This is a genomic window from Paenibacillus sp. J31R109 (assembly GCF_059692055.1).
The window spans coordinates 432,306-455,646 of record NZ_JCAUAR010000001.1 but is presented as its reverse complement, the minus strand read 5'-3'; the positions used below and the strand labels follow the sequence as shown (position 1 = coordinate 455,646).

Annotated in this window: 20 protein-coding genes and 2 tRNA genes; 6 read left to right on the top strand and 16 right to left on the bottom strand. The window is 45.0% G+C overall.

Going from position 1 to position 23,341, the window contains the following annotated elements:
* Positions 1–4: 4 nt before the first annotated feature.
* The 4 genes from AC58QT_RS01940 to AC58QT_RS01925 form a co-directional block, all read right to left on the bottom strand.
* Positions 5–1,429 carry a sensor histidine kinase gene (locus AC58QT_RS01940; protein WP_497407479.1) on the bottom strand — a complete coding sequence of 475 codons (1,425 nt, stop codon included), beginning with the start codon at positions 1,427–1,429 and terminating at the stop codon, positions 5–7.
* A gap of 25 nt (positions 1,430–1,454) precedes the next feature.
* The gene (locus AC58QT_RS01935; RefSeq protein WP_310227109.1) at positions 1,455–2,207 is read right to left on the bottom strand and encodes an ABC transporter permease; all 753 of its coding nucleotides are present in this window, start codon (positions 2,205–2,207) and stop codon (positions 1,455–1,457) included.
* Positions 2,194–2,919 (bottom strand): ABC transporter ATP-binding protein, encoded by a 726-nt coding sequence (locus tag AC58QT_RS01930; protein WP_310227107.1) that lies wholly within the window; start codon positions 2,917–2,919, stop codon positions 2,194–2,196. The genes AC58QT_RS01935 and AC58QT_RS01930 overlap by 14 nt, the downstream gene beginning before the upstream one ends.
* A 61-nt stretch (positions 2,920–2,980) precedes the next feature.
* Positions 2,981–4,234: a hypothetical protein gene (locus AC58QT_RS01925; RefSeq protein WP_497407478.1), complete on the bottom strand. Its 1,254-nt coding sequence runs from the start codon at positions 4,232–4,234 to the stop codon at positions 2,981–2,983.
* Between the two features lie 161 nt (positions 4,235–4,395).
* Between AC58QT_RS01925 and AC58QT_RS01920 the strand changes: the two genes are divergently transcribed.
* Complete coding sequence (locus tag AC58QT_RS01920) at positions 4,396–5,022, top strand: DUF7010 family protein (protein ID WP_497407477.1); 627 nt, start codon at positions 4,396–4,398, stop codon at positions 5,020–5,022.
* 70 nt (positions 5,023–5,092) lie between these two features.
* Here the strand turns inward: AC58QT_RS01920 and AC58QT_RS01915 are convergent.
* The 3 genes from AC58QT_RS01915 to AC58QT_RS01905 form a co-directional block, all read right to left on the bottom strand.
* Positions 5,093–5,166: transfer RNA gene (locus AC58QT_RS01915), tRNA-Ile, on the bottom strand.
* 10 nt (positions 5,167–5,176) lie between these two features.
* Positions 5,177–5,253, bottom strand: a tRNA-Met gene (locus AC58QT_RS01910).
* A gap of 89 nt (positions 5,254–5,342) precedes the next feature.
* Entirely contained in the window at positions 5,343–5,507 is a 165-nt protein-coding gene (locus AC58QT_RS01905; protein ID WP_164483565.1) for a hypothetical protein, read from the bottom strand.
* 224 nt (positions 5,508–5,731) lie between these two features.
* Here AC58QT_RS01905 and AC58QT_RS01900 point away from each other — a divergent pair, with 224 nt between their 5' ends.
* Together AC58QT_RS01900 and AC58QT_RS01895 are read left to right on the top strand one after the other, a co-directional pair.
* Positions 5,732–7,126: a dipeptidase gene (locus tag AC58QT_RS01900; protein WP_497407476.1), complete on the top strand. Its 1,395-nt coding sequence runs from the start codon at positions 5,732–5,734 to the stop codon at positions 7,124–7,126.
* 33 nt (positions 7,127–7,159) lie between these two features.
* The gene (locus tag AC58QT_RS01895; RefSeq protein ID WP_497407475.1) at positions 7,160–7,663 is read left to right on the top strand and encodes a GNAT family N-acetyltransferase; all 504 of its coding nucleotides are present in this window, start codon (positions 7,160–7,162) and stop codon (positions 7,661–7,663) included.
* 435 nt (positions 7,664–8,098) lie between these two features.
* On the opposite strand, the gene AC58QT_RS01890 is transcribed toward AC58QT_RS01895, so the two are convergent.
* Positions 8,099–8,488: a RidA family protein gene (locus AC58QT_RS01890; RefSeq protein ID WP_497407474.1), complete on the bottom strand. Its 390-nt coding sequence runs from the start codon at positions 8,486–8,488 to the stop codon at positions 8,099–8,101.
* A gap of 20 nt (positions 8,489–8,508) precedes the next feature.
* Positions 8,509–9,393, bottom strand: a complete 885-nt coding sequence (dapA, locus tag AC58QT_RS01885; RefSeq protein ID WP_497407473.1) for a 4-hydroxy-tetrahydrodipicolinate synthase — start codon at positions 9,391–9,393, stop codon at positions 8,509–8,511.
* A gap of 112 nt (positions 9,394–9,505) precedes the next feature.
* Here dapA and AC58QT_RS01880 point away from each other — a divergent pair, with 112 nt between their 5' ends.
* Positions 9,506–10,390: a LysR family transcriptional regulator gene (locus AC58QT_RS01880; RefSeq protein WP_497407472.1), complete on the top strand. Its 885-nt coding sequence runs from the start codon at positions 9,506–9,508 to the stop codon at positions 10,388–10,390.
* A gap of 188 nt (positions 10,391–10,578) precedes the next feature.
* Here AC58QT_RS01880 and pyrE read toward each other — a convergent pair whose 3' ends face one another.
* The 7 genes from pyrE to pyrR all read right to left on the bottom strand — a co-directional run bounded on the left by pyrE (position 10,579) and on the right by pyrR (position 19,316).
* The gene (pyrE, locus tag AC58QT_RS01875) at positions 10,579–11,220 is read right to left on the bottom strand and encodes an orotate phosphoribosyltransferase (protein WP_497407471.1); all 642 of its coding nucleotides are present in this window, start codon (positions 11,218–11,220) and stop codon (positions 10,579–10,581) included.
* Between the two features lie 39 nt (positions 11,221–11,259).
* Complete coding sequence (gene pyrF / locus AC58QT_RS01870; protein WP_497407470.1) at positions 11,260–11,988, bottom strand: orotidine-5'-phosphate decarboxylase; 729 nt, start codon at positions 11,986–11,988, stop codon at positions 11,260–11,262.
* A 15-nt stretch (positions 11,989–12,003) separates the two neighbouring features.
* Positions 12,004–15,213 carry a carbamoyl-phosphate synthase large subunit gene (gene carB, locus AC58QT_RS01865; protein WP_497407469.1) on the bottom strand — a complete coding sequence of 1,070 codons (3,210 nt, stop codon included), beginning with the start codon at positions 15,211–15,213 and terminating at the stop codon, positions 12,004–12,006.
* Positions 15,206–16,372, bottom strand: a complete 1,167-nt coding sequence (gene carA / locus AC58QT_RS01860; protein WP_497407468.1) for a glutamine-hydrolyzing carbamoyl-phosphate synthase small subunit — start codon at positions 16,370–16,372, stop codon at positions 15,206–15,208. The genes carB and carA overlap by 8 nt, the downstream gene beginning before the upstream one ends.
* Before the next feature lie 183 nt (positions 16,373–16,555).
* A complete protein-coding gene (gene pyrC / locus AC58QT_RS01855) occupies positions 16,556–17,839 on the bottom strand; it encodes a dihydroorotase (protein WP_497407467.1) in 1,284 nt (427 codons plus the stop codon).
* Between the two features lie 23 nt (positions 17,840–17,862).
* On the bottom strand, positions 17,863–18,771 hold the full coding sequence (locus AC58QT_RS01850) for an aspartate carbamoyltransferase catalytic subunit (RefSeq protein WP_310227082.1): 909 nt from the start codon (positions 18,769–18,771) through the stop codon (positions 17,863–17,865).
* A complete protein-coding gene (gene pyrR, locus AC58QT_RS01845; RefSeq protein WP_056612614.1) occupies positions 18,768–19,316 on the bottom strand; it encodes a bifunctional pyr operon transcriptional regulator/uracil phosphoribosyltransferase PyrR in 549 nt (182 codons plus the stop codon). The genes AC58QT_RS01850 and pyrR overlap by 4 nt, the downstream gene beginning before the upstream one ends.
* Positions 19,317–19,724: 408 nt before the next feature.
* Between pyrR and AC58QT_RS01840 the strand changes: the two genes are divergently transcribed.
* Both AC58QT_RS01840 and AC58QT_RS01835 read left to right on the top strand, forming a co-directional pair.
* Positions 19,725–21,449: an ABC transporter ATP-binding protein gene (locus AC58QT_RS01840; RefSeq protein ID WP_497407466.1), complete on the top strand. Its 1,725-nt coding sequence runs from the start codon at positions 19,725–19,727 to the stop codon at positions 21,447–21,449.
* Entirely contained in the window at positions 21,446–23,326 is a 1,881-nt protein-coding gene (locus AC58QT_RS01835; RefSeq protein WP_497407465.1) for an ABC transporter ATP-binding protein, read from the top strand. The genes AC58QT_RS01840 and AC58QT_RS01835 overlap by 4 nt, the downstream gene beginning before the upstream one ends.
* Positions 23,327–23,341: the final 15 nt, after the last annotated feature.

Genomic DNA, 23,341 nt, shown 5'->3' with positions numbered 1-23,341 from the left:
CTATTTAGAACTTTTTCAGTGATATCATAATCCCGGTACCCTCACCCACCGTGCTTTTAGCCCATATTTTTCCATCGTGTCCTTCAACGATTTGCTTGGCGATCGCAAGACCCAAACCACTACCGCTCTTTCTTGATGGATCCACTTGATAAAATCTTTCAAAAATGAAGGGAAGCTTATCCTCCGGTATCCCGTTTCCATTATCCTTGATTTCAATAATAGCAGAAGTTCTAGTTTCCCTAAGGATAATGTCAATCTTGCCATTTTCTTTTCCAGCATAGGTCATGGCATTGTCAATAATGTTTTGCACGACCCTCTTTAATCGTTCACCATCAATTAATACTTTGACAGGCTCCTTGAGTTCATTCATTAAGGCAATCGACACATTTGCTTTTTCACATTCATATTTATGGTCTGCCACGCAATCCTCGAAATAACTGGCCAGATCACTCTTTTCAAAATGATACGGAAGCTGGTTTAAGTCGAGCTTAGAGTATAAAAGGAGATCATCAATCATCGCATTGACCAAAATTGCCTTGGAACGCGCTGTTTCGAGATACTCCTCCATTTTCTCAGGCGTCTTGGCTACCCCATCAATAATACCTTCAATATATCCTTTAATGGAAGTTACTGGCGTCTTTAAGTCATGAGAAATACTTGAAACAAGAAACTTCCGGTTATCATCATATTTTTGTTGTAAATGAACAGACTCCTTCAACTTAATCCGCATTAACTCCAAAGTTTGGCCCAATTCCCGAATCTCGCCTTCGCCATCTTCCGCAATCTCGCTGCTTAGATCGCCTTCCCTAATTTTGATCGCAGCATCCTTTAACCTGGAAATCGGAATAATTATCCCGCGGGAGAACTTATAGGAAATCCAAAAATTCATGAGCATAAAAACAACCGTGAAAAAGCTGACCGTAAAGATACCAAGCGACCAATATAAATTGGTCTTAATCTTGATTGGCGCAAGCAACAATAGAACACCTCTGTCGCCAGACGGGAGTTTGTAGTCCGTTCGATTAAACATATACATGCTGCCATCAAGCTCTAACTCATCACGATTAGACTCACTGGTCAGCATCAAGCTTTTCTCTATTTCAATCTTGTTAAAATTATGAGTGGTAAACAAAACCTCTCGATTCAGAATAATGATTGCACTCGCATCCAAAACGTTCACACGTTCAGACAACTCTTGTTGGTATTTCTTATCCAAAAGTTCCTCGAACTTAAAGGTCTGCGCTTCTCTTTTGATTTCACTGATGGCTGCCCGGACCTCGAACGTATGTTGAAATTCTTTTATACTGGCTTCGCGCCCAAAAACTTTCGCATACGCTGCAACAAAAATGATGACAGCCAGAATCGTCAATCCAATGGAGAGCAGCACGGCCAATGTATTCATCGTGAAAAAACGTTTCGTTAAGTGCATGTAGTTTCCTTTCTAGACGTCCTTCCTATATATCCTTCTTGTCAAACAAATAATAGCCCGTCGTAAATAACATGATACCACAACCGGACATGATTAGAATCTGACGGATGATTTTGAAGAAATTGATCGATTCAGAGATCCAGAGTGTATACCAATCAAACATCGACGTAATAAAAAAGCTCGAATACGATGAGAATACAATGCCAAGAAAATTAAATCCAATAAACACAAGGATAGCGAGGAAAAATACAGCCAGTCCACCCTGAATGAGGTTGGATAACAGTACGACGATCAGCGCAAACACAAATACAGGAAAAAAAGTTAAACCATAGGACACCATCACTTTAAAAATCCCAACCAAACTGGCAGACGAAGGGTTAAAAATAAACCCAGCTAGAAGCGAAAGCACCATAATAAACAATAAGTTACCAGCAATAAATAAGGCTAAATTCAATACCTTAGCGCTAAACACACCGAACCTGGAAACGGGTCTCAATAGGGTTATTTTCATCGTATTCGATGAAGATTCACCATTAAACATATCGATTGCCACAAAAACAGCAAATAGTGGTAATAACGTGTAAGAAATAAACGTGAGCACAGCAATAGGAAATTCTACACTCCCTACTACTCGTAATCCAAAGCCATGCTTAATCGTCGTGACAGCAATTTGACCGATCAGTACGGCAAGAATGGACAATATCGCGGCTGCCATTATTTTTTTCTTTTTGAGCAACTTCACGGTTTCATTGATAAATGCAGCCTTAAACCCTTCCATTCCTGTCCACCTCACTAACAAAATAATTCTCAAGCGATGAATAGAACGACAGAATATTTTGGGTATATTCGACATTCACCAGCTTGCCGCCATAAATAATACCAATTCTCGTACATGTTAATTCCACATCGTGAATCAAGTGACTTGAAATAAAGAAAGTCGTACCTTCCTGCGAGAGTTGTTTAATCAACTTCCTCATCTCTAGCATGCCTTCTACATCCAACCCATTTAGTGGCTCGTCCAAAATTAACAGTTTCGGTCTGGACAGAATCGCCGCCGCTATACCGAGTCTTTGTTTCATTCCGAGCGAAAACTTTTGGGATTTCTCATTTTTATATTTCAACATTCCCGTGATTTCAAGACATTCATCTATTCTTCGCTGATCAACACCTGGATAAAATCTTGCAAACAACTTTAAATTTTCATTCGCTGTCAAATAGGGGTATGACTCCGCTGTTTCAATAATACAGCCTACATATTTCATGGCATTGACATAATCTTCTGCTACACTCGCTCCGAAAATTTTCACATCGCCTCTGTCAGGCTTCATAAGACCTGTTATCATCTTCATAGCAGTGGTTTTCCCTGCGCCGTTAGGTCCCAGAAAACCGAAGATATCCCCTTGATCGACATCTAAGTTCAAATCGCTAATGCCCCGGCCATTCGTAAATGACTTGGTTAAGCCCGTTATTTCAATCGCCTTGACTGTCAATTCATCTCATCTCCCTAAAAATGCTCAGGAAGCCGCATAAGCAGCCTCCTGAGAATCATTCCTATTCAAATACGCGTCTAAATTCTCCATCATAGAATGGCTTCATGCTGTTGCTTTGTTTGTAATCATTTTTATCTCTAATTGCAAGATTCATATCAAAATAAATCTTACCTGGCTGGTTAGGATGTACCATTCCTTGTTTCTGTTCACCTTTTGAATCCGTGTAAGTAAACATAGGAGACGTCGCTAGGTTGTATTCAAAATTAAATGCATCCTTGTTTGGATACTCGCCCTCAAAACCAGGAATGACAGTTTCGGAATACGATCCAGAAATTTTATCGCCCTCTACGCTTGTGATTTTAACTGTTCTCTCACCAATTTTCGTGAATTTACCGTCTTTGTCCATAATAATATCGTTTTGATAGGTTCCCACATATTTAGTGCTGAACCCACTATTCTGACTAACCTTCTCAACCTTAGCCGTGCTAAGATCAGGCTTGTTAATCTTCGTACTGCCAATCTCAGACAGCTTTAGCATCACATTGAGGTTTAAGTCATGCTGAACCCCATTTTTATCTTTACCTGACAGCGTGATCTCACCCGTTAGATTTTCTAGATAGCCATTCTTACTTTCATTTGCCGTACCGATAACCTTTTTCACGAAAATATCGCTCTCTATAGCTGGTAAATCTCTTTCATTATCCAGCATTTGTTTAATACCGAAGGAGGATACGGCATTCACGAGTGCCGGCACTTGTGCCTCGGACAAACTTCCAGAAAACACTTTACCGCCGTCTGCTCCTTCTTCAACTTGTACATAATCTTTCAAGGAACCAACTACGGCATCGACGATTTTCTCTACCTCACTTGCACCTTTTTGATTAAAAGGGTTCTCGAAATCGGCAGGTCCTCTACGGTTTTGGTTCACATCTCCCGAATGATCAAATACATAATATGTATTCTCCAATTCGTTCTTGTCTATCGTTTGCTTCTTGTCGGAATACATATATCTGGAGGTCGTTTCACCTTTGGCGTTTTTCGTTACCTCTTTATTCTCTTTGACTTGGTTCGCCGTATCCATCTTCTGGAAATTTGAAGATTGGAGTAAAATTTGATCATTATCTTTCAACGTATACATCGTCTCAACCGTGTAGTTATTAAGACCCTTTTCCATCACAGAAGCCGTATTTTTCACTGAATCCTTCAATCGGTCATATCCAGATCCAAGCAGCGCATCAGCAAATGCCGTAGATACAAATAAACATGCTCCAACGGTAAAAGAAAGTACGGTAATTGATTTTTTACTAAGTTTCATCTCTTTTCTCCTTTATATAGAAATAATTTGCGGGAAACGTTTCCTTATTAGTTATTTTATAATACGCTTATTGAATCCATCTAAATGGATTATTAACAAAGTATTAACTCTTTTTATGTCATGGCGTAGCTGCCAAATTAAACATGTCAGGAGTATGGTGAATGATGAGTCAACTTGTAAAACTATCGAAAGCGAATGTCTTGGGTGCTGCCAATGGTGTCATGTTTATGACGTTCTTTGGTGCGCTCTGGTCATCTATTGGTATTGTTGGTTCCCATCAACTTGGAGCTCCATGGCCACTTATGCTTTCAGCTATCGTAACCCTTATCTTACTTAGTGGAGCCATTTCACTTTTTGTCAAATCGCGTAGTATACGTCATGCTGTAACACAGGAAGAAAAGGAAGATACGAAACGATTGAACCAAAAATTTGGTTTGGTTTTTGGGTTGGAAGGCGTTGCGATCTTTCTTGCAAGTGTCATTTGTAATACACTCGATCATTTTGAAGTCTTTTTCCCTATCATGGCGATGATTGTTGGCATTCATTTCTTTCCTTTAGCTTCCTTATTTCGAGAAAAATTTTATTATGGTACAGGTGCAGTACTCTGTTTACTAGGTATCATTTCTTTAAATATACCAATCGACGGTACGTTTGGCCATGTTTCTATAGTGCCCCGGTCTATTTTTATCGGCTTCGGCTCCTCTGTAACGCTCTGGGCGACAGGTCTGCGAATCTGGATGATGCTACTGAGTAAGCAAAAACAAGCCCCTCATTCCCATCAACATTGATGAGAACGAGAGGCTTGTAATTGTCTCTAAAATAAATAAAAACCCTTATCTACCAAGGGTTTCCGTACTATGGGCCCAGAGGGACTCGAACCCCCGACCAATCGGTTATGAGCCGACCGCTCTAACCAACTGAGCTATAGGCCCTAATGAAATTTGGTTGCGGGGGCAGGATTTGAACCTGCGGCCTTCGGGTTATGAGCCCGACGAGCTACCGAGCTGCTCCACCCCGCGTCATGTATGCCGCTCAACAGCGACAAAAATAAATATACACTAACGGAGATGTCTTAGTCAAGCGTTAATTTTATGCAGATGGAATTGGTTTACGTATTGTATCTGACGCCAAAGCGTCCTTTTTTCGACTTATACACTTCTACTTCTTGCGGGCATTCGTACCCATAGATCCACCAATCTTCTTCCATTCGTTTTGCCAAAACGCCTGCTTGAAACTTCGAATCGTATAATTTCGCCCAGTATATCCAGTTCATGCGTATCCCTCCATGGCTGTTAGATCGTTACATGTAGCTTATCCATAAAAAGGTTCTCTTATTAGCATGTAATGTGCAGACCTACTTTGGGATTTATAAAAACAACTATTTGACCATGTGATAAATAAAATGTGACGGTTTACAGGAATTGCAGGAATTTCCCTGCTTTTGGGGAAGTTAAGTGATGTAGACTATTTTGGCAAAAGAAAAAGGAGAAAACACCCATGATAGAATCAATCAAAAGTTACTTACAAATGCATAGGGATCAACACATAGAGGAACTCATGGCATTTTTGCGGATTCCAAGTGTAAGTGCAGTTGCCGAGCACCAACCGGATATTCAGAAATGCGCGGAGTGGACTGCACAATCTTTACAAAAAGCTGGACTCCAGAACATTGAAATCATTCCTACAAAAGGTCACCCTGTGGTTTATGCCGATTGGCTAAATGCGCCCGGTAAACCGACCGTTTTGATCTATGGACATTATGATGTACAGCCCGCTGAGCCATTAGAGTTGTGGGAAACACCTCCTTTTGAACCGATTATCCGTGATAATAAGTTGTTCGGTCGCGGAAGTACAGACGACAAAGGCCAACTCCTCCTCTATGTAAAAGTTGTTGAAGCCTTTCTACAAACACAAGGCTCTCTTCCGGTTAACGTGAAATTCTGCATCGAAGGTGAAGAGGAAATTGCAAGTAAGAATCTTCCAGCCTTCGTTGAAGAACATGCCGCCAAATTACAAGCCGATTCCATTGTACTTTCGGATACACAAATGCATGGCCCTGGCAAACCAGCTCTGATGTATGGGCTTCGCGGCTTAGCAGGATTCGAAATCACATTGGATGGTGCCAACAGTGATTTACATTCCGGACTTTTCGGCGGTGCGGTACAAAACCCAATTCACGCTTTGTCCAAGCTTCTCAGTTCTTTTCATGATGAGCATGGCCGTGTGGCTGTAAAAGGTTTTTATGACCGAGTCATTGCGCTTTCGGATAAAGAGCGAGAAGCGTTCAAGCTAGTTGAACCTGATGAGAACAAGGTTAAGTCGAATTTGAGCGTTACAGAACTCTATGGGGAGCAAGGCTTCTCTTTTTACGAACAAACGACCTCCCGACCTACGCTTGAAATCACATCCGTGAGCGGCGGCTTTCAGGGCGAGGGAATCAAACCTATCATCCCTAATCGTGCAACAGCCAAGATTGCCTGTCGCTTAGTCGCTGCACAGGTGCCAGAGGAAATTATGGATTTGGTCGAAACCCATATTCATGCCCAAACGCTTCCAGGTGTGACCCTCACATTAGATCGCCAATTGCGAGGAAATCCTTTCATTACACCTATCGATGAGCCTGTGATGGTAGCCGCAGCGGAAGCTTATCAAGAGACGTTTGGTGAATGGCCCGTATATACACGCAGCGGAGGATCAATTCCAATTGTCGAAGTGTTAGGACGTGTATTACATGCACCTGTGGTACTTATGGGGTTTGGGCTGCCAGGCGAAAATCTGCACGCTCCGAATGAGCATTTCCACCTCATGAATTGGGACAATGGGACAGAGACAATTAGTCGTTACTGGTTGAAGCTTGCGGGTTTGGCTGCAACTACAACAGAATCTAACTAACACTGATAAAGCCAGGGACAAAGGAGTAACGCTATGGGGAAGCCATTACACTTGCGTGATGCACAATTAGATGATTTAGAAGAAATCGTACGTATCTACAATTCTACGATTGCGGGACGTATGGTTACCGCAGATACAGAGCCTGTAACAACAGCTTCACGTGAGCACTGGTTTCATGAACACTCTGCTGACTTCCGCCCGCTATGGGTGCTTGAAAATGAGAAAGGCATCTGTGGCTGGCTGAGTTTTCAGTCCTTCTATGGGCGCCCTGCTTATAACGCAACAGCGGAAGTGAGCATTTACGTAGATGAAGCCTCGCGTGGTCAAGGGATCGGACGATACTTGATGGAACAAGCACTTGAAGCTAGTCCAAGGCTTGGGCTCAAATCCTTGCTAGGCTTTATTTTCGGGCACAATGAGCCAAGCCTCCAACTATTCCGCAAATTCGGCTTCACCAATTGGGCGCATTTGCCTGGTGTCGCTGAGTTAGATGGCGTTGAGCGGGATCTGATTATTTTGGGTAAACGCGTAGGATAGTCGGCGACTAGAATAAGAAACACGACTGCTCCGTCCTCGGAAAGTCAGAATCTAAAAAGGATGCGAATATACATCTTTTTCCACTAGAAAAGTCGTAGTCTTATAGCAAAGATGCAAATATGCATCTTCCTCCACCATATTTACCTTTTTATGGAATATAGGTAAAAAAGGATGTATTTTTGCAGTAATTCCTCGATAAACGGTCTATTCTCCTTAATAAAGATGTATTTTTGCAGTTCTCTGCACATAGCGAGAAGCTGAATGGGAACCCAAAACCCAAAACTTATAAATTCTGTAAACAAAATAAACGCCTACACCGTCCTTTCGGGGAAGGGAGCGTTTATGATTAGAAGCGCTACTCCTCCCTACCTGCGAAATGCGAAATCATTTCGGTGATATGGAGTTGTGGCGCTTTATTGCTGATCGTTTTTCCATCTATCCCTTCGTCACAATCGCCTCTACCTCGATCTCAATCAACAATTGTGGGTCAATCAGCGCCTTCACTTCGACCATCGTGGCCACTGGCTGCACATCGCGGAAATATTCCCCATGCGCCTTGCCGAACTCTTCCCATAACGAAATATCCGTTACGAACATCCGGGTTCGCACCACATCGGAAAGCTGACCACCTAACTCCTGCAACGCTTGTTCAATCGTTTGAAGAATGAATCGCGTTTGCTCATAGGGGTTGCCTACACCGACCACCTCGCCATCCTTCATCGCCGTTGTGCCTGCCACTTCAATTCGGTCACCTACACGAATGGCTCGGCAATAACCGACCACAGGTTCCCAAGGCGAGCCCGTAAACACTCTAGTTCGATTCATCTCTTGTGACGCCCCCTACATTATAAGTAAGCTGCTAATTTCGCTTGTAACCCCTCTGTCACTGGCAAAAGAGGTAACCGTAACGCGCCAGACGCGATGACGCCTTGTTGTTGAAGCAACCATTTGATTGGAGCTGGATTCGGCTCTTGAAATAGCAGACGAATCAGCGGTAACAACTCCGCAAATTCCCGATGACTCTGGGCATGTGCCCCCTCAACAAAGCTGCGGATAAAAGATACGAACTTCTCGGTCTCCACATTCGCTGACGCACTCATGACACCCTTGGCTCCAGCCTGTAACGCAGCATATAGCAAGGTGTCTTCGCCGCACAGAACTGGTTTTGAACCTAGTCTAGTCAACTCCGTGACAAGTCCAATGTTCGGTGTGCTATCCTTCATCCCAATGACACCATTGATATCCAGGATAGATCGCACGGTATCAAGCTCAAGTGTCACACCTGTGCGATGCGGCACTTCATACAAAATCACAGGTACACCAACCTCCGCTACCCGGCGAAAATGTTCTATAATCCCCTGCTGACTTGGCTTGTTATAATAAGGAACCACAACTAATACGGCTTCCGCACCTAGTTTGCCTGCTTCCTCTGTTTTTCGAACAGTTGAACGCGTATCATTCGTTCCTGTTCCTACAATGATAGGCACATCAGCATGTGCTGCTTCACGAGCGGCTTGTGCGGCAGCAAATAAAACACCCAACTCGTCTTGCGAAATGGTCGGTGATTCTCCTGTTGTCCCGTTGACGACCAACCCATCTATTTCATCTTGAAACAAGTTATACGACTGATTATAAAAGGATGCGGCATCCACTTCAAATTCTTCATCAAAGGGGGTAATGATGGGTACATAAATCCCCTGTAGGTTTTTTTCTTGTAGCAAAATAACCATCTCCCTGCATCGTTTGTTTGTACATTTACTTTAGCATGGAACTTAACATCACAGTTAGCTATAATAAATGATAGAACTCATCAAAAATATTGATAATAAAGGGAGGAAAATCATGGATCTGACCTATTTCCGCACCTTCCGGGAAGTTGCCCGCCGGAGAAGCTTTACACGTGCTGCTGAGGAATTGGGCTATGCGCAATCAAGCATTACGATGCAAATTCAAAAGCTGGAACGTGAATATGGTGTCCCTTTATTCGAAAGGTATGGCCGACAATTGCGCCTTACTCCTCCCGGTGAAAGCTTACTTGTGCTAACACAACAAATGCTGGAGCTCTATGATCAATCCAAAGAAATGATAGCCAATCAAGTCAGTGGAACGTTGACAATCGGGACGATTAACTCGTTAGCTGCGTATTATTTGCCTCCTTTTTTACATGAGCTGAAACAACTCTACCCTGGACTGAATATCCAACTTTTCCCTGACAGTGAATCCTCTATCCTCACCAAGGTTAAAGAAGGAGACTATGATATTGGACTTCTGTTGGATCAATATCCGGCAGACCCTGCACTCGCGTGTACACGTATCCGAGAAGAACAACTCGTGATTATTGCGCCTCTGGATCACCCTTTGGTGAAACAACCACAGATCGATCTTGCGGATCTTGGTCATACAGAATTTATCGTTACGGAACATGGTTGTATCTATCGTGGAAAGTTCGAACGGTTGCTGAAGGACAACGCCGTCGCTTTACAGATCGGCTTTGAGTTAGGCAATATCGAAACAATCAAACACTGTGTTATGAGCGGTTTAGGGCTCGCGTTATTACCCCATATCACCGTTGCGAGTGAACTAGCTAGCGGCACACTCGTAAAGCTCCCTTTTACCCATACACAGCTTTCTGTGGACTTACAGGTCATCCTTCATCCGAAAAAATGGATGTCACAGCCCCTGCACACATTCCTTCAATTGCTAACAAAAACACAACTATCGCAATAAACGCAAAAAAAAGAAGCTCTCCTTTGCGAAAAGGTAGAGCTTCTTCTAATTATAAGATTTGCACCCCAATGTGGTGCCGAATGTACGGTAACCTGCATGGTTTCGCCAAATCTTGTCGTCTGTTACAAGACCACTATAGTATAGAGGAATCCTACACCATTCGTCAAATCTCTTCACGGAAGCTTCAATTATACGCCGTAAGCGGATGGATTAACTCTCCATGAACGCAAGAGTTCCATATCTTCGGACTGGATTTTCCCTTTTTCCAAAGCGACCTCAAGCAAGGTTGAGTAGTTTGAAAGCGTATGAAGAGGCATTTCAGCCGCCGCGAACGCATCTGTCGCTTTATCCAGCTGATAGGAGAAAATCGCAAGCACACCGAGTGCCTCAGCTCCTGCATCTTTCACGGCAACAGCTGCTTTCAATGAGCTTCCACCTGTGGAGATCAGATCTTCGATCACGATGACCTTTTGACCTGGTTTCACAGAACCTTCGATCAAGTTCTCTTTGCCATGCCCTTTCGCTTTATCGCGAATGTAGATCATTGGCAGACCTAGCTTTTGAGCTACCCAAGCAGCGTGAGGGATACCAGCCGTAGCTGTTCCTGCAACAACCTCAGTCTCTGGGAACTTCTCTTTGATCAACTGGGCGAAGCCATCAGCAATCGCTTCGCGAATTCCTGGGTGGGACATCGTCAAACGGTTATCACAATAAATCGGTGATTTCAATCCCGATGTCCACGTAAAAGGTTGTTGCGGACGAAGCGCTACTGCTTCAATATCTAATAACGACGCTGCAATATGCTGCGCGATGGTTTCTAGCTTGCTCATACACGTTCACCGTTCCTTTCAAGGTTACAAAGCAAATGCCTACACGATTGATTCAATAATCGCTTCAATCGCTGCTCTCGGATCCGCTGCGCCTGTGATCGGACGCCCGATCACGACGTAGTCCGTCCCCTGCGCAAACGCCTCAGCCGGCGTCATGATGCGCGACTGGTCGCCTACGTCAGCCCCCGCCGGGCGGATGCCTGGCGTCACGGTGACGAAGCCGTCACCGCACGCCGCCTTAATCGCCGTCACCTCAAGCGGTGACGCGACGACCCCTTGGAGCCCCGCGGCTTGCGCCAAGCGGGCATACCGAATGACGGCCTGCTCGGTTGTACCGGCAAGGCCGATTTCGTCATTCAGCACCTGTTGCGAGGTGCTGGTCAATTGCGTCACGCCGATCACGATCGGGCGTGCTTGTCCCGAAACCACCGCCTTGTCGACCCCCTCCAAGGCGGCCTCCATCATGTACTTGCCTCCGGCTGCATGCACATTGAACACATCAACTCCTAGGCGCGTCACGCTCTCCGCGCCGCCCTTGACCGTGTTCGGAATGTCGTGCATCTTCACGTCGAGGAACACCTTATAGCCGCGATCCTTCAGACTCGCGACAAAGGTAGGACCTGCAGCATAAAACAGCTGCATTCCTACCTTTACATAACACGGAATGCCTTCGAGCTGCTTAAGCAGCCCTTCAGCACTTTCCGCGTTCGCGTAGTCCAAGGCGACCATAATGCGTCCGGTAACATCGTTGCGAGTTAACGTACTCATCTTTGGCACCGTCCTTTAGACATGTATTGGCATTGCACGTGAGGAGAAGTTAATTGCTTCAAGCATATTCACTAGCGCTCTAACAGTATCAAGGGATGTCATACACACAACACCGTTCTCTACTGCTTCACGACGAATACGGAAGCCGTCACGCTCAGGCGTTTTGCCCTTAGTCAACGTATTCACCACGAACTGAGCATCACCGCTGCGGATGAGGTCAAGAATGTTCGGTGAACCTTCGCTAAGCTTGTTAACAGTCGTTACTGGAAGTCCTGCTTGTGCAATGGCTTCTGCAGTTCCGCCTGTTGCAATGATTTTGTAGCCAAGACGGTAGAAACCTTTCAAGATTTCAATCGCTTCTTCTTTATCTTTATCCGCTACAGTTACCACGACGGAACCCGCAGCAGGAATCTTCATACCAGCACCGATAAGGCCTTTGTATAGGGCTTTGGCAAAATTAACATCACGACCCATAACCTCACCAGTGGACTTCATTTCAGGCCCGAGTGTTGTATCTACACGGCGAAGCTTCGCGAAGGAGAATACAGGCACTTTGACAGAAACGTATTTATCTTCTGGCCATAGACCACTTTGGTAACCCATATCAGCAAGCGATTGGCCCATGATTACGCGTGTTGCCACGTTCGCCATCGGGATGTTCGTTACTTTGCTCAAGAAAGGTACTGTTCTGGATGAACGTGGGTTAACCTCGATCACATACACTTGATCGTTATGAATAACGAACTGGATGTTCACAAGACCAACGACATTCAGCTCAAGACCGATTTTCGTCGTGATATCAATGATTTGTTGCTTAATCTCATCCGAGATGGATTGTGGTGGATATACCGCAATGGAGTCACCAGAGTGAACCCCTGCGCGTTCCACGTGTTCCATGATCCCTGGGATTAGAACCGTTTCTCTATCGCAAATCGCGTCAACCTCTACCTCTTTACCAAGCATGTAGCGGTCAATGAGAACCGGATGTTCTGGGTTAATTTTCACCGCATACTCCATGTAGCTCAAAAGCTCTTCATCCGAGTAGACGATTTCCATAGCACGTCCACCAAGTACGTAAGAAGGACGAACGATAACCGGATAACCAAATTTCGCTGCTGTACCTACCGCTTGATCAACAGAAGTTACTGTACCTCCTGGAGGCTGTGCAACTGAAATTTTGCTTAAAAGTGCTTCGAATTTCTTACGATCTTCCGCTGTATCGATACTTTCAAGATCAGAACCTAAGATGCGTACGCCAGCTTTGTGTAGTGGTGCTGCCAAGTTAATCGCAGTTTGTCCACCGAATTGTACGATAACACCGATAGGTTGCTCACGCTCGATAACGTTCATCACATCTTCGAAGAACAATGGCTCGAAGTACAAGCGATCGGATGTGTTGAAGTCCGTTGAAACTGTTTCTGGGTTGTTGTTGATAATAACCGCTTCGTAACCAGCTGCTTGAATCGCCCACACAGCGTGAACCGTGGAGTAATCGAACTCGATCCCTTGACCGATACGAATTGGACCCGATCCTAGAACAACAACTTTTTGCTTCGTCGTTTCAGTCACTTCATCTTCTTGCTCATATGTGGAGTAGTAGTAAGGCGTTGAAGCTTCAAACTCAGCTGCGCACGTATCTACCATTTTGTATACAGGCTTGATGTTATGTTGCAAACGGAATGCTCTTACATCTGCTTCTTTCGTGAAAGTCGAGCAACCAGCCAATGTACGAATTTCCGCAACAGCACGGTCTGTAAAGCCTTTACGCTTAATGTCGAAAATAAGTTCAGCCGTCAGATCACTACCTGAAATTTCAGCTTCAAAAGCGATCAAAGCGCCTACTTTATTCAAGAACCACCAGTCAATTTTCGTCAAATTTTGCAGTTGCTCCACGGTATATCCTCTGCGGAACGCTTCTGCTAGTAAGAACAGACGCTCATCATCTGGTTTTTGAAGACGAAGTTCTAATGTTTCTTTATCCAGCAAATCCGTTTCTTTCAAGAATAAGCGGTGAACGCCGATTTCAAGGGAGCGGACAGCTTTTTGAATGGACTCTTCGAAAGTACGACCAATCGCCATAACTTCCCCAGTCGCTTTCATTTGTGTACCTAGTTTACGGTTAGCCGCAGTAAATTTATCGAACGGCCAGCGTGGGATTTTGGATACGATGTAATCGAGTGCTGGTTCGAAGCAAGCATACGTTTGCCCAGTAACTGGGTTAACAAGCTCATCAAGCGTGTAACCAATTGCAATTTTTGCTGCCATTTTCGCAATCGGATAGCCCGTTGCTTTGGAAGCAAGCGCCGATGAACGGCTAACACGCGGGTTAACTTCGATGACGTAGTATTGGAAGCTATGTGGATCAAGCGCGTACTGTACGTTACAGCCGCCTTCAATGTTCAAGGCACGAATAATTTTCAAGGATGCGGAACGCAGCATTTGGTACTCACGGTCCGACAACGTTTGGCTAGGTGCTACTACGATACTATCGCCTGTATGTACGCCAACTGGATCAAAGTTCTCCATGTTACACACAACGATACAGTTATCGTTCGCATCACGCATTACTTCATACTCGACTTCTTTCATACCCGCGATACTGCGCTCTACAAGACACTGACCGATTGGGCTGTAACGAATCCCGGAAGCAACGATTTCCGTAAGTTCTTCCATCGTGTTACAGATACCGCCGCCTGTTCCACCTAGTGTGTAGGCAGGACGGATAATGATCGGGAAGCCGATTTCATTTGCAAAATCAACCGCTTGAGCCACTGTCGTTACGATAACGCTATCTGGTACCGGTTGCTCTAGTTCTCTCATCAAGTCTCTGAAAAGATCACGATCTTCCGCTTTTTCAATCGCTGTCAGCTGTGTTCCTAGAAGCTTCACGTTCTCGCTCTCAAGAACGCCTGCACGAGCTAGTTCAACTGCCATGTTCAGACCCGTTTGACCACCTAATGTTGGTAGCAAACCATCTGGACGCTCTTGGCGAATAATTTGTGTCACGAACTCCAACGTGATCGGCTCGATGTATACTTTATCAGCCATGTTCGTATCTGTCATGATCGTAGCTGGATTGCTGTTGATCAGGATAACTTCCATGCCTTCTTCTTTCAATGCTTGACAAGCTTGCGTACCCGCGTAGTCGAACTCTGCCGCTTGACCGATAACGATCGGACCGGAACCGATCACGAGAATCTTTTTGAGTGTATTGTTTTTAGGCATTTTGCAGTTCCTCCTTCACAGATGTCGATGCCGTGGAAGCATTCCACTGAGCAAGCATTTGCGCTTGGCGCGGCTGCTGTGGGTTATCTAGTTTGTGCTGACGAATCAGCGAGATGAAATCATCGAACAGGTAGCTGGAGTCGAATGGACCAGGAGCTGCCTCTGGGTGATATTGAACTGAGAATGCTGGGTACTGTTTATGGCGTAAGCCTTCGATCGTGCGATCGTTATTGTTAATGTGCGTCACTTCAAGGTTCGTTCCTTGAACGGAATCTTCCTTCACTGTGTAGCCATGGTTTTGCGATGTAATGTAACAACGTCCGGAGATCAAATCTTTAACCGGATGGTTACCGCCGCGGTGACCGAATTTCAATTTATCTGTATCAGCGCCGCAAGCTAGTGCGAACAATTGATGGCCTAAGCAAATTCCGAATAGTGGAATGTCGCCAAGCAAGCCTTTAATCATTTCAACTGCGTGTGGAACATCTTTGGGATCCCCAGGGCCGTTAGAAAGCAATACGCCGTCAGGTGCTAAGCGACGAATTTGTTCAGCTGTTGCGTTTTGTGGAACAACCACAACATCACAATCGCGCTTGCTTAGATCGCGGATAATGCCGCTTTTTGCTCCGAAGTCAACAAGTACAATACGCTCTTTGTGGCCAGGCGCACCGAACACGCTTTTCGTAGAAACACGGGAAACTTGATCCGTCATAAGCGGCGTGTTTTTCAACGTTACCATTAATTCCTCAACGGATTTATTGGACGTAGTGATGATGCTTTTCATAACGCCATAGTGACGAATTTTACGAGTCAACATGCGTGTGTCGATGCCGCTGATCCCTACGATGCCGTATTCTTTCAACAGGCTGCCAAGTGTGTACTGAGCTCTCCAGTTACTTGGGATTTCTTCATGCTCACGCACAACGAAACCATGGATGAATGGACGCACGGATTCGAAGTCATCGCGAATTACACCGTAGTTCCCTTGTAATGGATAGGTCATCGTTACGATTTGTCCACAGTATGAAGGATCCGAAAGTACCTCTTGATAACCTGTCATCCCTGTATTGAATACAACCTCGCCGACGGATTCACCTTCACTACCGAACGATTTTCCTGTAAAAAGAGTGCCGTCTTCCAGCAACAATCTTGCCTGCATGTTCTTTCAACTCCTTCGCTATTGTCAGGCGGTTCTCACGAACCGCAGATGTCATGCTTACGATAATACATGTCACGGACTTGCATAAACATAAATCTTCTTGTATAAATATACACGATTTTTCATTCATCGTATAGATGCTTCTCATGATTTGGGCTTTAAATTTAAGGCTATTTCTTGAACTTAGGAGTAAACAACTTTACCGGAAGCAATCGTGACAACCGGCCAACCTTGCAGCTCCCAACCGATGAATGGGGTGTTCTTGCTGCGGGAAACGATTTCTTCCTTGGCAACCGCGCGTGTTGTATCCAAATCAACGATCGTAATGTCAGCCGCGCTGCCCACTTCCAAAGTTCCGTACGGAATTCCGAATACATCAGCAGGTTTTTTCGTCATACGATCTACAAGGAACCCAAGTGTCCATTTGCCTGTAAGCACGAATTTTGTATAAAGCAAGGAGAATGCTGTTTCGAAACCTAAGATTCCGAATGGTGCCAACAACATGCCTTTCGCCTTCTCTTCTTCGGTATGCGGCGCATGGTCTGTTACGATAATGTCGATCGTGCCATCTTCTAACGCTTCGATAACAGCCTGTACATCACGTGGTGTACGAAGCGGCGGGTTCATTTTCCAGTTCGCGTCCATCCCTGGAATGTCTTCTTCGGAAAGAAGCAGATGATGCGGGCACACCTCTGCAGTAACCTTGATGCCGAACTGTTTCGCGTGACGGATCAATCGAACGGATTGCTCTGTGCTGACGTGACATACGTGGTAGTGTACCCCAGTTGCTTCAGCTAGCAACACATCGCGGCCAACATGAATCGCTTCGGATTCGTTCGGAATCCCTTTCAGGCCATGCTTAGTTGCGAATGTCCCTTCGTTTACCGGCGCTCCCACAACCAAAGTGTCATCTTCGCAGTGAGCGATAATCGGCATGCCAAGTGATGCAGCTAATGCCATCGCATCTTTCATCATTTGGGCGCTTTGAACGCCTACGCCATCATCGGTATAACCGATAACGCCTGCTTCTTTCAATGCTGCGAAGTCAGTTAGTTCACGGCCTAGCTCGTTTTTCGTGATCGTTCCGTAAGGAATGACACGAACGACGCCTTCTGTAGCCGCTTTGTCCAATATGTAGTTAACGGTGTCTACCGTATCAATAACCGGGCGTGTATTCGGCATACAAGCGATTGTTGTAAAACCACCTCTTGCAGCAGAACGAGTACCCGTAGCAATGTTTTCTTTATGTTCAAAGCCAGGCTCTCTCAAATGTACGTGCATATCAATGAATCCCGGTGATACAAGCTTACCTCCAGCATCAATGACTTCATGATGAGCTGTTTGTGGGGTCTCACCTGTCGTAGCATCTATAACCTGTGCGATTTTATCATTCTCTACTAAAATGTGTTTCTTCGTCTCTACATTATTAACATCAACGGTAAGTCCGTTCAGAATCCAAATTCCCATGTTGTGAAAATCCTCCTCAGGTTTTATGATAATGCTCGTTCGATAACGGCCATGCGAATCGGCACGCCGTGAGCAATTTGGGTGAAGATTTTAGACTTCTCATGTTCAACAAGCTCGTCATCCAATTCAACATTGCGATTAACAGGTGCAGGATGCATGATAATTGCATGTGGCGCCATACGGCTGGCACGTTCTACAGTTAACCCATATTGTGCGCGATATTCTTCGGCTGAGTTCAACAATCCTGTGTCATGGCGTTCTAACTGCACACGAAGCATCATAACGACGTCTGCTTTCAAAGCTTCTTCAAAGCTGACATATGGCGCGAACTCTGCCAGCTCGGGAGCCTGCATACTAGCAGGAGCACAGAACTGTACTTTGGCCCCTAAGGCGATCAAGCCCCAGAGGTTTGAGCGTGCTACGCGGCTGTGCAGGATGTCTCCGATGATGGAGACGGTCAAACCTTTGATCGCGCCGAACTGCTTGCGCATTGTATAGAAATCAAGCAGCGCTTGCGTTGGATGCTCGTTGTTGCCATCCCCTGCGTTGATGAGCGGGATTTTGATTTTCTCAGCGAGCTCTTGCAGCACGCCATTCGGCTTTAGTCGAATCACACCTGCGTCAATCCCCATGGATTCAAGCGTGCGGACGGTATCGTAGATGGACTCACCTTTTTGCACACTGGATTCAGCTGACGAGAAGTTCAGCACATCTGCACCTAAACGTTTTTGCGCTAGCTCGAAGGAGAACCGGGTTCTTGTACTATTTTCAAAAAATAAGTTGGACACGAATTTCCCATTGAATTGGTTATTTACTTTGTTAGGGCTTTGTTCCCAATAGGCTGCACGATCAAGAATGCTTGTGATCTCCTCTGCACTTACGCCTTTCAGTCCCAAGAAATGTCTAGTTGTATATGTACTCACGCTACTCACTCCTGTTTCCCCCTTTGGATAATAACTTCATCCTTATCATCAATTTCCGTTAACATCACTTCAATGCTCTCACTTTTGGACGTCGGTACATTCTTTCCTACATAATCAGGCCGAATCGGAAGCTCTCGATGCCCTCTATCCACAAGTACAGCCAGTTGAATCATTTGCGGCCTGCCTAAATCAATGAGCGCATCCATCGCTGCCCTTACCGTTCTTCCGGTATAGAGCACATCATCGAAAAGGATGATTTTGCGATCTTGGATTTGCATTTTGCCGCCTTCTTGCACATTCTCCACCGACCTGACTTTCACGCGATCATCGCGATACGACGTGATGTCAATCTCTCCTACTGGAATCGGTACGCCTTCAATTTCTAAAATCCGTTCTGCTACTCGCTTCGCTAAGTAAATGCCTCGGGTCCGAATACCAATCAAGGTACAATTCTCTACACCTTTATTCTTTTCCAGTATCTCGTGTGCAATCCGCGTAAGTGCTCTGCGAATTCCCATTTCATCAATAATGGTGTGTTCGGTGGTCTCATTCATCGATTTCGCCTCCTGGCAAAACTATCTTCGTCAGCATTCACATACGTTTTCTGGCGGTAAAACCAAAAAACTCCTTGCCCAATTCTTGGCAAGGAGTTTACGAGTGCATAAAGAGATAGAGCGGGGCTGTTGGATGCGCACATCCGTAAGCTTACTGAATACTCGATTCAGTATATCCCGACTTTTCTTATCGTTTTACCTTGCCAGCCTCTCTGGACTGTTTTTAAAGGCACATATGTAATTAAAAGAATTATGCCACTTTCGACATGATATGTCAATGTTTTTTTGGCAGATCACCTACATCATTCTTTGGGCAAGATTCGGACCATGTGTTATAATTTACATATAAAACTATCTTTATTTCCAACTATTTAGTATCGTTGTCGCCAAAAGGTTAAGGAGGAAACTATGTTCAAATTGTTTAGGTTTTTGAAACCCTACCGAGCATCAGTGGTTGTCATCATTACGTTGATGCTTCTGCAATCACTAGCTCAACTGTATTTGCCAACTCTTCTCTCCGACATTGTGGATGTCGGCGTTGTGAAGGGGGACGTTGGTTACATTATCCGATACGGCGCTTATATGCTTATCGTAGCCATGGGAGCGATGGCTTGTGTCATGGTAGCGAGTTATTTGCTCGCTAAGACAGCTACTGGCTTCGGGCGCGATTTACGGCGCAACCTCTTTACGCATGTTGAAAGCTTTTCGTTGCATGAATTTGATAAACTCGGAACTTCTTCCCTCATTACTAGAACGACGAATGATATTGCACAAGTTCAACAATTAATTGTCATGATGCGCATGTTCATCGGGGTTCCAACGATGCTCGTTGGCGGCGTCATTATGGCCTCTTACAAGGATACTCATCTCGCAACTGTGTTATATGCCGTCATTCCTATCCTCGTACTTGTCATTGCCGTAATTATGCGCAAAAGTCTCCCTCTCTTTAAAACCTTACAATTGAAAATCGATGGTATTAATCTTGTTTTGCGTGAGAATTTGACGGGGATTCGCGTAATCCGTGCTTTTAACCGCTCGAACCATGAGAAACTGAAATTCGAGAGTGCAAACAGTGATTTTACGCAAACTGCGATCAAAGTCAATACGATTATGGCGACAATGATGCCCATCATGATGCTCGTCTTCAATCTGGGGATCGTCGTCATCCTTTGGTATGGCGGGATTCGGATTGACAGCAACCAAATGCAAATTGGTGATTTGATGGCTTTCATACAATATGCGATGCAAATTATGTTCAGCATGTTCATGATGACCATGATCTTTATGATGATTCCTCGTGCATCCGCTTCTGCCGTGCGTATTAATGAAGTATTTCACATTCAGTCCAACATTCATAACGCAGCTAACGCCCAAACTTATCAAGATGATCAAACTATTGTTGCCTTTAATCAGGTGACTTTCAGTTATCCAGGGGCCGAACAGCCTGCCATTCAAGATATCTCCTTCCGTGCTAAACCTGGCGAAGTTACTGCGATTATTGGAGGCACTGGTTCAGGCAAAACGACACTCATCAACTTGTTACTGCGTTTCTATGATGTGGATTCCGGTTCGATTACGTTGAATGGTCTGGCGTTACCTTCTCTTTCATTGGAAAGCGTGCGGAATCGCATCGGCTATGTTCCACAGAAAGCTGTCCTCTTCTCGGGTACAGTTGCAGATAACCTGCGATTCGGCAACGATCAGGCAACCGATGAGGAACTGAACTCAGCTGCTTCTACAGCCCAAGCTACTGACTTTATCAGCGGCATGAAAGATAACTTCCAAGCCTCACTTGCACAAGGCGGCACCAACCTATCCGGTGGTCAGAAGCAACGGCTTGCCATTGGGCGGGCACTCGCACGTAAGCCAAGTATTTATGTGTTCGATGACAGTTTCTCCGCACTTGATTTCAAAACAGATGCCAAGCTTCGCGCCGCTCTCCAATCAGAAACCGCACGAGCAACCATGATCATCGTCGCACAGCGTGTGAGCACAATTATGGACGCGAACCAAATTATCGTTTTGGACGAAGGCAGAATCGCTGGAATCGGTACGCATACTGAACTTATGAGAACGTGCGAAGTCTATCAAGAAATTGTTGCTTCTCAGCTATCAGAGGAGGAAAGTGCATGAGTGAGAAACCCAAAGAACCACAGCGTCCCGCAGCTGGTATTAATCCAGGACATTTTGGCCGTGGCGGTATGGCTGGCATGGGAATGCCTGTTCAGAAAGCCAAGGATTTTAAAGGCACATTAAAGCGACTACTTGCGTATATGCAGCCATTTCGTGTTCGAATCTTTGGCGTACTGCTAGCTTCTATATTAAGCACAGTGTTTAGTATTGTTAGTCCCAAACTGATGGGAAATGCGACAACGATTCTCTTCGAAGGCTCTATGGCTAAGCTAAAAGGCGTCGCAGGTGCCGCCATTGATTTTGATGCTATTTTAAAAATTGTACTTACATTAGCTTTACTCTACATCTTCAGTTCCGTTCTTTTGTATATTCAGCAAAAGATCATGGTTGGCGTAACGCAACGTATCGTCTTCAACTTACGAAGAGATATCAGTGAGAAACTCACGCGTGTTCCGCTCTCCTTCTTTGATGCAAGAAGCCATGGCGACACGATGAGCCGAGCAACGAATGATGTGGATACGATTAGTTCCACAATGCAGCAAAGCTTAACACAGCTCATTACTTCCGTTGTTACATTACTCGGTATCATTATTATGATGCTGACGATCTCACCTTTGTTGACGCTCGCTACCATTATCACGCTGCCGCTCAGTATTTGGGGAACGAAAATGATCGCTTCCCGCTCCCAAAAATATTTCAAAGGGCAGCAACGCACATTAGGCGAGCTCAATGGACACGTTGAAGAAATGTATACAGGTCATGCGATCGTGAAAGCTTTTGGCCGGGAACGACATTCAGTCGAGAAGTTCAATGAGATTAATGATCGTTTGTATCATTCGGGTTGGAAAGCACAGTTTATCTCGGGGCTTATCTTTCCTCTGATGTCTTTTATCGGGAATATTGGTTATGTTCTCGTTAGTGTCATCGGTGGCATCATGGTTACACATAACGCTATTAAAATTGGGGATATCCTCGCGTTTATTCAATACTCTGGACAATTCGGCATGCCGATTACACAAGTGGCAAATATCGCGAATGTCATTCAATCTACAATCGCAGCGGCTGAGCGTATTTTCGAATTATTGGATGAAACAGAAGAAGTTTTGGAGAAAAAAGAGTCACAATTCGTACCAAAGGTGCATGGGCACGTTCAATTTGAAGATGTCTCTTTCGCTTACAAATCAGATACTACTCTTATTGAGCATATGAATATCGATGTAAAGCCAGGACAGACCGTAGCTATCGTAGGGCCAACGGGTGCAGGCAAAACAACCATCGTCAACTTGCTCATGCGCTTTTACGAATTAAAAAACGGCCGAATCTCGATTGATGGCGTGGATTCACGTGAGATGTCGCGAAGTCATCTTCGTGGATTATTCGGTATGGTGCTGCAGGATACTTGGCTCTTTAATGGTACGATTCGCGACAATATTGCCTACGGACGCCATGGTGTCACGGAAGATGAAATTGTTGAGGCAGCGCGTGCGGCATACGCAGATCATTTCATACGAACACTCCCGGATGGGTATGATACGATTTTGAATGAAGAAGCCTCCAATCTGTCCCATGGTCAAAAACAATTGCTTACTATTGCGCGTGCGATTCTAGCAGACCCAGCTATCTTGATTCTGGACGAAGCGACGAGCAGCGTGGATACGCGGACAGAAGTCTCTATCCAACGTGCAATGAATAATTTGATGGCGAATCGTACAAGTTTCGTCATTGCTCATCGGTTATCCACGATCCGAGAAGCTGATTTAATTCTTGTTATGAATCAAGGTCGTGTCATTGAACAAGGTACACATAGCGAGTTGCTTGAACTGCAAGGCTTCTATGCGGATCTCTATCAGAGTCAATTTGCACAAAAAGCTGTCTAAAACAGATTGGCTCAA